Consider the following 8,772-nt stretch of genomic DNA (forward strand, 5'->3'; position numbering starts at 1 on the left):
GTTTTCTCCTGCCAGCGCGTGTATCTCTCCCTCTTTAAAGCCTACCGATACGCCATCCAGCGCTTTTACTCCGGGATAATATTTGCAGAGATCTTTTACTTCCAATATATAATCTTGCATTTTTTCTCCTCCGCCATTACAAATAACCGGATTTTTCTAACAAAACCTTGCCGCGCTCCCATGAAAGGGAGCGCGTCATAAGGTTTTATACTTGTTTATGCTGATTTCTCAGCGAAACTCTGTCTAATAAGTTCTAAGACTTATTATTCAGCGCCTTTCGCGGTCCAGCCAGCGAGGACGTCTTCCTGCCATACCGGATCCATGTTGAAGTATGTCGTCTTTACAGCATCTTTGATCGGCATTTCGCCACTCTCGATGATGTCATGGATTGCTACTACGCAGTTTTCACCTGTGTCGTAAGGTCCAATGTCAACAGTTGCTCTGTAAACGCTTGTTTCGTCCTTCATCTTCTCGATTGCTTCCGGTGTAGCGTCGCCGCCGCCAATGTAGAACTTATCGAGAACATCCTGGGAAAGGTTCAGGCCTTTTACAGCTTCAACAGCTCCGAGCGGGCCCGAGTCGTTGTTACCTGTGATAACGTTAACTTCAGGATGCTGCTGCATAACGTCTTCTGTGATCTGCATACCTTTTTCCGGATTGTCACCAGCCTGGCGCGCTACGATTACCGCTTCCGGGCACAGCTCCGTGATCTTATCCTGGATACCGTCAGCTCTCTTAACAACGGATTCTACGTTGTCCTGAGAAATGATCAGTACGTTGCCTTTGCCGTCAAGTTTCTCGTTGATCCACTTTGCAGCGTTCTCGCCGATAACCTGTCCATACGAATACTCGTCAACCGTGAAGATCGCGTTTGCATTCGGAACAAGCTGTGCGAAGGAGATTACGACGATACCCTTTTCGTTCATCTGCTTTGTAACAGAATCAAGAGCATTTCCGTCGATCGGGCAAGCAATAACTGCCGTTACGCCCTGGTTCATGAAGTTCTCAAAGTCAGAAACCTGCTTTGCAACGTCATAGTTCGCATCAACAACAGTCAGCTTATAGCCGTATTCGTTGCACTTTGCTTCAACACCGTTTTTAACGGATACGAAGTAAGGATTCGCAAGCTGCGGGATGGAAAGGCCAACGGATACTTCGCCGCTCTCTTTTGCAGCCTTGATTACCTCATCGTTAGCTGTCTGAGCTACCTGCACAGCCTGTGTTGCATTAGCATCGGGCTCTGCGCTGTCGGAAGCGGAAGCTTCTGCAGAAGCCGTTGCTTCAGCGCTTGCACTAGCTTCTGCGGAAGGGCTAGCTTCTGTAGACGGAGTTGCTTCCGGTGCGGAGCATCCAACCAAAGCCATAGCCGCTACCAGCATGATCGCCAGTACTGTCACTAATACTTTTTTCTTCATTTTGTTTCCTCCTAGGACTCTTTTTTTATTTTCTAAACGCGTAATTGCGTATAGAACATTGTCATGTGGCCTTCCGGCCGGTTTGCCGTTTCCGGCGTTTCCTGTTATATAGTAGTATTCCTGATTACAAGCTCAGGCTTTACATAGATAATTTCCTGTTCCAAAGCAGGCATTTTCGGCCTGCCGTCTTTGATTTCCTGATCGAGCAGAGTCATCGTCTGCCCACATATATCCCATAACGGTTGCCTGATCGTTGTGATCGGCTTTTGTGCAAGCTCCGCAAACATCATATCGTCAAAGCCCGCTACCGAAATATCCTCTGGTATTTTCACATGGCACTCGTCCAGCCTTTTCATGATTCCAAGCGTCATCATGTCGTTAATACATACGATTGCCTGCGGTTTTCTTTTTAAAACCTGATCGGTTATTTCATACGCTCCCTGAAACTTTGGCTCCTCTGTGAAGAACAAATCTTCATCCCGCACAGGCAGCCCTGCCTCCTGCATCGCCTTGAGGAATCCCTGTAAACGCAGATTGGCAAAATTCACATCCAGCTTCACGCTCACAAAGCAAATTTTTTCCAGCTTCTTTTCTAGCAGGTAACGCGTCATCGCGTATTCACCCTTTATAAAATCGCACATTACGCACGGCTCGAGACAATCCTCATAGGTTTCCGTGCAAAACACCATCGGTATTTTCTCCTGGCGAAGCAGTTCCAGATGGTCGACATTGGGATGCTCGCACAGCATTGGAACAACGATCACTCCCAAAACCCGTCTTGCGATAAAGGTTTCCACATATTCTTTTTCGTTTTGGCTTTTACTGTTTGAAATTCCTAGCAGCAGCGTATATCCTTTTTGCTCGGCAAGCTTTGTCATAATATCCACAATCGCACTATAATAAGGATTCACAATTTCCGGAACCAATAGTCCGATTGATTTGCTGTCCCGTGTAACCAGGCTCCTTGCAGAATAATTTGGCACGTAGCTGAGTTTTTTAGCCGCCTTTAATACGTTATCTTTTGTCCCCGCATTGACTCCCTTTTTATTATTGATGGCCATGGACGCAGTCGCGATCGACACCTTTGCCTCCCGCGCAACATCCTTTATCGTTACCTTCATTACCCCAATCCCCAGATGGCCGTTTGAAACGTTTCAAACATTGCCTTAATAAAAAAACTCGCATCTTTTAATCCTTATTTCCCCAATCATTGCTCTTTCAGAAATTTCTTAAAATACTTGCTGAGTTTTAACTTTTTGTCTAACATTATTCAGTAATTTTCATGAATTCATTTGAAACGTTTAACATATCTTTTATGGGTTGATTATAGCAGCTTTAAATGAGATAATACTAGTATAAAAATACTAACAAATAGCACAATAATACTTTTATCGTGAAGATATTACAATTATTTAAAGGATATTACAATGGCATTAACAATAGAAACAGAAAAATTAATTGGCTTCCTGCAACACTTTTATACGATTACCGGCCTTCGCATCTCTTTGTTTGACCTTGATTTCAACGAGCTTATTTCCGTCGGAGAACCAAATGAAATCTGCTACCGGATCAAAGAATCAAGCCAGGGAGCGCAGCGCTGCCGTGAATGCGACATCAGCGCCCAGCTGTATATTAAGGAAAGCAACGATGAAAACTACATCTATAACTGCCACTGTGGGCTTGTGGATGCAATCGCTCCCATCACAGACGATGATATGATTATCGGCTATATGATGGTGGGCCAATGCCTTTCCAAGGATATCACGATCGAGGAAGCGTGGGAGAATACAAGCAGGATCTGTTCTGCCTTTACGGATATCAGCGACCTGAAAAAAGCATTTTTCGAGCTTCCCCAGCTCACCAAGGAGCAAATACGCGCGAGCGTTTACCTGATGAACGCCTGCGCAAGCTATGTCCGGCTGAAAAATTATGTAAAGCCCAGGCATAACGATCTTTTTACCGCAATCAAGGAATACATTTATGAGAACCTTTCCGGGGACCTGTCTTCTGAGATTTTGTCCTCAGAGCTTCTGATTCCCCGGAACGCTCTTTTTAAGATCGTCAAAAATGAGACCGGTATGACGCTCGGGCAGTATATCCAGTATTGCAGGCTTGAATACGCCAAAAAGCTTCTCAAAAATACGGAAGATACGATCGCTCAGATATCCGAGCAATGCGGGATCAGCGACTTTAATTACTTCTCGAGGCTCTTCAAGAGGCAATACGGCGTTTCTCCGCGGGAGTACCGCAAAAATCCGGATTGAGGAAACAATATATTATAATGTAGGAAAAGCTTGACCGATTACCGCCCGCGAATTACAATAGGTTTTGCAGGCGCGGTTTTTGATTGCGCCGCAAAGCGCAAAGATAAAAACACAGTCCCGGTTGGTAGTCCGGGCGCGGCCCGTGCCGTCAGTAACCTGCCTCCTTGGTTGTCCCTTCTTTGTTCTGTTACCAATAAGGAGGAGCATCACATGAACAAAGCGGCAGTAAAGCTGACCGTCCTGTTTGAGGAACCCTTTTGGGTTGGAATCTACGAACGGACGGCGAACGGAAAGCTGGAGGCGTGTAAAATCACCTTCGGCGCAGAACCAAAGGACTATGAAGTCCACACCTTTTTTCTGGAAAACTGGAATTGCCTGCCCATGAGTCCGCCTGTTGACGCGGGAACAATGGCGGAGAAAAGGTTGAATCCCAAACGGATACAACGCGCCGTGCACCGCGAGCTAAGCCAAGCGCAGATCGGCACCAAATCACAGCAGGCGCTTAAAAAGCAGCAGGAAGAAAACAAGCTGCGGCGCAAAACAGTTTCCCGCGAGCAACGGGAAGCAGAAAAAGAGCTCAGGTTTTCTATGCGCCAGCAAAAGAAAAAAGAAAAACACAGGGGAAGGTGAAATCCCTCCCCTGTGTTTTTTAATCCATCAGCTTCCTTGCCCCCGCGCCAATCGAGAGCGCCATTCCGCCAAGCGCTACAACTGCAATCGCGATAAAGCCCGCCGCATAAGAGAAGGAATCCGCAAAAATTCCCAGTATTACAGGCCCCGCTGCGCTGCCCGCGCTATAGAGGGCCTGATACAGTCCCATCCCCGCAGCTTTTTGATCCTCGTTCAGATGTTTGATTGCATTTGCCATAAAAATTGCGGTGAGCGAAGCATAGCCAAGCCCTCCGATGAATTGTACCAGCATAAAGACCGGAATATTATGGACAAACGGAACCGCCGCGCTGTACAGTCCCAGTATCAGGAATCCAAGGACGCTCGTTTTGGTGTTCCCCAGCCTCATCCCGGCTTTGGTTGTAATAAACAGCGAACCCAGTACGGAGGCCGCGATAAACATTGCGTTGATCACGCCCACCTCTATCCCGTTCGCGCCAATATCCTGCGCGATTTTTGGTGTGAATGAAAACGCAGTTGCAAAAACGACAGCCTTAATGATAATACAAAGCACTGAGGAAATAATAAGCTGTTTATTTTTGACCAGCTTTAGGAGATCATTTGTTTTAATTGTCACCTGTTTGTCCGGAACCTCTTTTACAAAAAAGGAGATCAGCGTTCCTGCCGCCGCTACGCAAAAACTGATAAAAAACAGGCTCCTGATCCCCGCGTTCTGGTAGAGCGCCCCGCCAATCAGGAAGGACAGTAAAATCCCCACTTCCACCACTGCCCCAATGGTTCCCATGGCCTTGTTGGTCTGCGTTTTGTCGTAGTATTTAGCATACAGCACGGTAAATGCAACGTACATCGTGCTGGAAAAGCCGGAAACCGCATTTCCGACGAACAGCATCGCCGGGGAGGGAAAGAAATACATCACAATGGAGGCTATCGCTGAAAAAAGCATCCCCAGGATAATAAACGGTTTTTGTTTTCCAAGCTGATCCGACTTGATGCCGATTGGAAAACGCAGCACAAGCTGCGTGATGGAATGAATGCCAAAAATAATTCCCGCCAGTGTTGCGCTCACCCCCAGCGAGATCAAAAACGGCGTTAAAAACGGCAGATACAGATACAATGAAAACCAGAAAAAACAGGTTGTTATCAATAATATCAACTTTTTCAACGGATGTTCCTCTTATCAATGATTTCAGGCTTTACTTTTTTATACACCCGAACCACTTTCTGGAAACCAAACAATGCCTCTGCGGAATGCCAATTTTATATGGACATATTCACAAATCCCTTCATTATTGATATAATTCCAGTATGTTATTTCGAAGCAATGTCCTGATATCGAACACAGATACTGCTTCAAGGGTTTTTTACCCGGAAAGGCGCTATGCAAAATTACCTGACACAGATCACACGCCCGCTGCTTGCGTGGTACGATAAAAATGCGCGCATCCTGCCCTGGCGAGACCGGCCCACGCCCTACCGCGTGTGGATTTCGGAAATCATGCTCCAGCAAACGCGCGTGGAGGCTGTGAAACCCTATTACGAACGGTTTCTTTCTGCCCTGCCTGATGTTTTTTCCCTCGCGGACGTTCCTGAAGACCAACTGATGAAGCTTTGGGAAGGGCTGGGGTATTATAACCGTGCGCGCAACCTGCAAAAGGCGGCGGAAATCATCGTGCGTGAGTATGGCGGCGAACTGCCTGTCTCATTTGACGCGCTTTGCTCCCTGCCCGGAATCGGCGCTTACACAGCCGGCGCCATTGCCTCCATCGCCTTTGGGCTGCCCGTCCCTGCTGTGGACGGGAATGTGCTGCGTGTTATCTCACGCATCCTTGCAAGCAGGGACGATATTGCGGATACAAAGGTAAAGCAGGCCATGTCCGCAATGCTGACGGATATCCTGCCTGTACGCGTGGGCGATTTCAACCAGTCGCTTATGGAGCTGGGCGCGACTGTATGCCTTCCAAACGGAGAACCATTGTGCGCATCCTGTCCACTGGCGCATCTTTGCAAAGCGCACCTTGAAAAACTGACTGATACCATTCCGGTGAAGGCTGCAAAAAAGAAGCGGCGGATTGAAGACCGGACTGTGTTCGTCATCCTTTCCGGCGGCGCTGTAGCGCTTCACAAACGCACGGAAAAGGGCCTTTTATCCGGCTTATGGGAATTTCCAAACACAGAAAGAAAGCTTACGCCCGTGGAGGCCAAAGCATTTTTACAGGAACACAACATTGCCGCTGAAACAATAGAGCCTCTTACCGGCGCGAAGCATATTTTTACGCATATAGAATGGCATATGTGCGGCTATCTGGTTTATGCAGATAACCAATCCGCCGGTTTTACCTGGGTTTCCTTGCAGGAATTTTTAGATGATTACGCGCTTCCGTCCGCGTTTCGCGTTTATGCAAAGGTAGCAAAAAACAAGCTTTAAAGGGATAGATAAATAAAAAAAACGCACTCAGTATGAAGTGCGTTTTTTATTCGTTTACAAATTGAATGCGATCTCGATTTCCCTTACTTCCTCCGGGCTGATCGTTTTCATCTTTGCGCCCATTTGCTTTGCAGAAACAATCGCCTTTGCGGAATACTCCATAACCTCCATACGGTCAAACGCATTGAGCGTATCCTTGCCTGCTGTGATCACATAATCGTTTTCGATGATCATAACAGGATGCTTGATCGACATGGCCTGCGCCACCTTTTCCGGCTCTTTCATATTTGTTCCGTAGGGCATACGCTGCACATCCTTGAGCATCATATAACTTTCCGGTATCAGCCTCGCGTCAAACTCCGCGCCCGTAACCGCAAACGCCATACTGCTTGGCGGCTGGGCAATCATCACCGACGTAACGTCCGGATTCTGCGCATAAATCTCCTGATGCAGGCGCACGGAATAGGAGGCGTTTTTTCCGCGTTCCCTGCGTCCATATTTTATGGATACCAAATCCTCCGGCTGCAGGTACAGGCGGTCTTTGCCGTGCGGCGTAATGATGAAGGAATTGTCTGAAACCTTGCGCGAATACGAACCCTGCATGGATGTAAAAATCTGCTGCCTGTACGCCCTGTGGATGAAGCGGCAAAGCTCCTCCCTGTAATAGCGTTCCTGCGACGGATACGGCTCAGGCCCAAACTCGTCCAGCTTCTCCGCCGTTCGCACGAGGTAATCGTCCAGCGTGCTGCGCGAAAGCAGGCGCGGCGTGCCAAGCGGAACAGACGCGATCTCGATACGCGCACAGAAATCCAGCATTTCGAACTTCATAAACGCGTCGCTCATGTTCGCCGATCCGACGATCACGCCATGGCTCACCATCATAACAAGGTCTGCGCCGCCCGAAAACTGCTCCGCGATCATCCCTACCAGCTTATCGGAGCCCGGAAGCGCATATCCAACGGTGCCGATTTTATTGCACAGGGCGTCCACGTTTGCGATCATCTCTGTCTGCGGCTTTTTATCCAGTGCAGAATATGCAACCAGCGCCGGCGGATGGGCGTGCAGAATCGCCTTGATGTCAGGTCTGGTTTCGTAAATTTTCCTGTGCACCGGCAGCTCTACGGACGGCTTATGGATGCCGATTACAGTACCGTCAGGCTTTACCTGCACAATATCCTTTGGCGTTAACGTACCCTTATCGATTGCGCCCGGCGTGATCCAGATATCGCCATCCGAATCCATTACCGACAGGTTTCCGCCGGACGTCGTCGTCATGCCAAACGAATAGACGCGGTCTATGATCGTACATAGCTGTTCCGCAGGGTGCATTACCTCAAAATTCATTCTTTCATTTCCTCCTCATTGCCTTAAATGTTTTAAATTATGTTAAAATGTGTTATAATTTGTTTTCTTATGTCGCCTTTTCTATTTTATCCTTTTTTGCTGCCGGTTACAATGCTTTGGAGGATTTGTTTTACATAAACCGTGCTTTTTATTGATTTTTTCCTGAATTTGGCACGTATTTACACCCCTGCGGATGAACGGCCATTTTTATGATTGTCCGTATAGAACAAAAAGCCGGAATATCTCCGGCTTTTTGTTCTCAGAGGAATGCTTCATCATACAGCCACTTCGCCGCTGGCTACCACGGAATTTGCATCCGTGGACGGCATACTGCCTGCATCCGTAACCTTCCTTGCAACGACAACGATACGCCCGTTGTCCGTTGAATATTCGCACGTAGACAGCGTAATCAGCTCGTCCCCATACTCCGGCGTTACGCCTGTTTCGTACAATTCCTTCTCCTTGCAGTTGCTTATGAACTCATCAAACTCTTCTTCGTTCTTTGCATCGTAGAACTGGTAGAACTTAAACACGTCCGTTTCGTCTTTGTTGTAGATCTTTGTCAGGAACACCGCCGCTATCTCATATTCGTCCTCGCTGTACAATGTGTCAAACCGTATCCGTTTGTGTTCCTGATAGAACTCCTCTTCCCTGTAATCCAGCAGCGTGTGGAACATCGTCCCGTTTTTCATGT

At 47.7% G+C, this 8,772-nt stretch carries 8 protein-coding genes; 3 read left to right on the top strand and 5 right to left on the bottom strand.

The genetic code is table 11. The features are described from left to right. Positions 1 to 263 precede the first annotated feature (263 nt). Both CHK_RS03545 and CHK_RS03550 read right to left on the bottom strand, forming a co-directional pair. Positions 264 to 1,415, bottom strand: coding sequence for a sugar ABC transporter substrate-binding protein (locus CHK_RS03545; RefSeq protein WP_052740262.1), 1,152 nt, complete (start codon positions 1,413 to 1,415; stop codon positions 264 to 266). Between the two features lie 104 nt (positions 1,416 to 1,519). Next, complete coding sequence (locus tag CHK_RS03550; protein ID WP_046442662.1) at positions 1,520 to 2,536, bottom strand: LacI family DNA-binding transcriptional regulator; 1,017 nt, start codon at positions 2,534 to 2,536, stop codon at positions 1,520 to 1,522. Between the two features lie 306 nt (positions 2,537 to 2,842). Here CHK_RS03550 and CHK_RS03555 point away from each other — a divergent pair, with 306 nt between their 5' ends. Together CHK_RS03555 and CHK_RS03560 are read left to right on the top strand one after the other, a co-directional pair. Beyond that, complete coding sequence (locus CHK_RS03555) at positions 2,843 to 3,679, top strand: PocR ligand-binding domain-containing protein (RefSeq protein WP_046442663.1); 837 nt, start codon at positions 2,843 to 2,845, stop codon at positions 3,677 to 3,679. Between the two features lie 210 nt (positions 3,680 to 3,889). Continuing rightward, the gene (locus tag CHK_RS03560; RefSeq protein WP_046442664.1) at positions 3,890 to 4,309 is read left to right on the top strand and encodes a YjdF family protein; all 420 of its coding nucleotides are present in this window, start codon (positions 3,890 to 3,892) and stop codon (positions 4,307 to 4,309) included. A 19-nt stretch (positions 4,310 to 4,328) separates the two neighbouring features. On the opposite strand, the gene CHK_RS03565 is transcribed toward CHK_RS03560, so the two are convergent. Beyond that, on the bottom strand, positions 4,329 to 5,471 hold the full coding sequence (locus CHK_RS03565) for an MFS transporter (protein ID WP_046442665.1): 1,143 nt from the start codon (positions 5,469 to 5,471) through the stop codon (positions 4,329 to 4,331). Positions 5,472 to 5,687: 216 nt separating this feature from the next. Between CHK_RS03565 and mutY the strand changes: the two genes are divergently transcribed. Next, the gene (gene mutY, locus CHK_RS03570) at positions 5,688 to 6,734 is read left to right on the top strand and encodes an A/G-specific adenine glycosylase (RefSeq protein WP_046442666.1); all 1,047 of its coding nucleotides are present in this window, start codon (positions 5,688 to 5,690) and stop codon (positions 6,732 to 6,734) included. Between the two features lie 54 nt (positions 6,735 to 6,788). On the opposite strand, the gene CHK_RS03575 is transcribed toward mutY, so the two are convergent. Both CHK_RS03575 and CHK_RS03580 read right to left on the bottom strand, forming a co-directional pair. Then, a complete protein-coding gene (locus tag CHK_RS03575; protein WP_046442667.1) occupies positions 6,789 to 8,078 on the bottom strand; it encodes a class II aldolase/adducin family protein in 1,290 nt (429 codons plus the stop codon). A gap of 275 nt (positions 8,079 to 8,353) precedes the next feature. Beyond that, positions 8,354 to 8,772 (bottom strand): class B sortase (locus tag CHK_RS03580; protein WP_046442668.1); only part of this gene is annotated, 419 nt, incomplete at its 5' end.

The organism is Christensenella hongkongensis (assembly GCF_000981035.1).
Lineage (GTDB): Bacteria > Bacillota > Clostridia > Christensenellales > Christensenellaceae > Christensenella > Christensenella hongkongensis.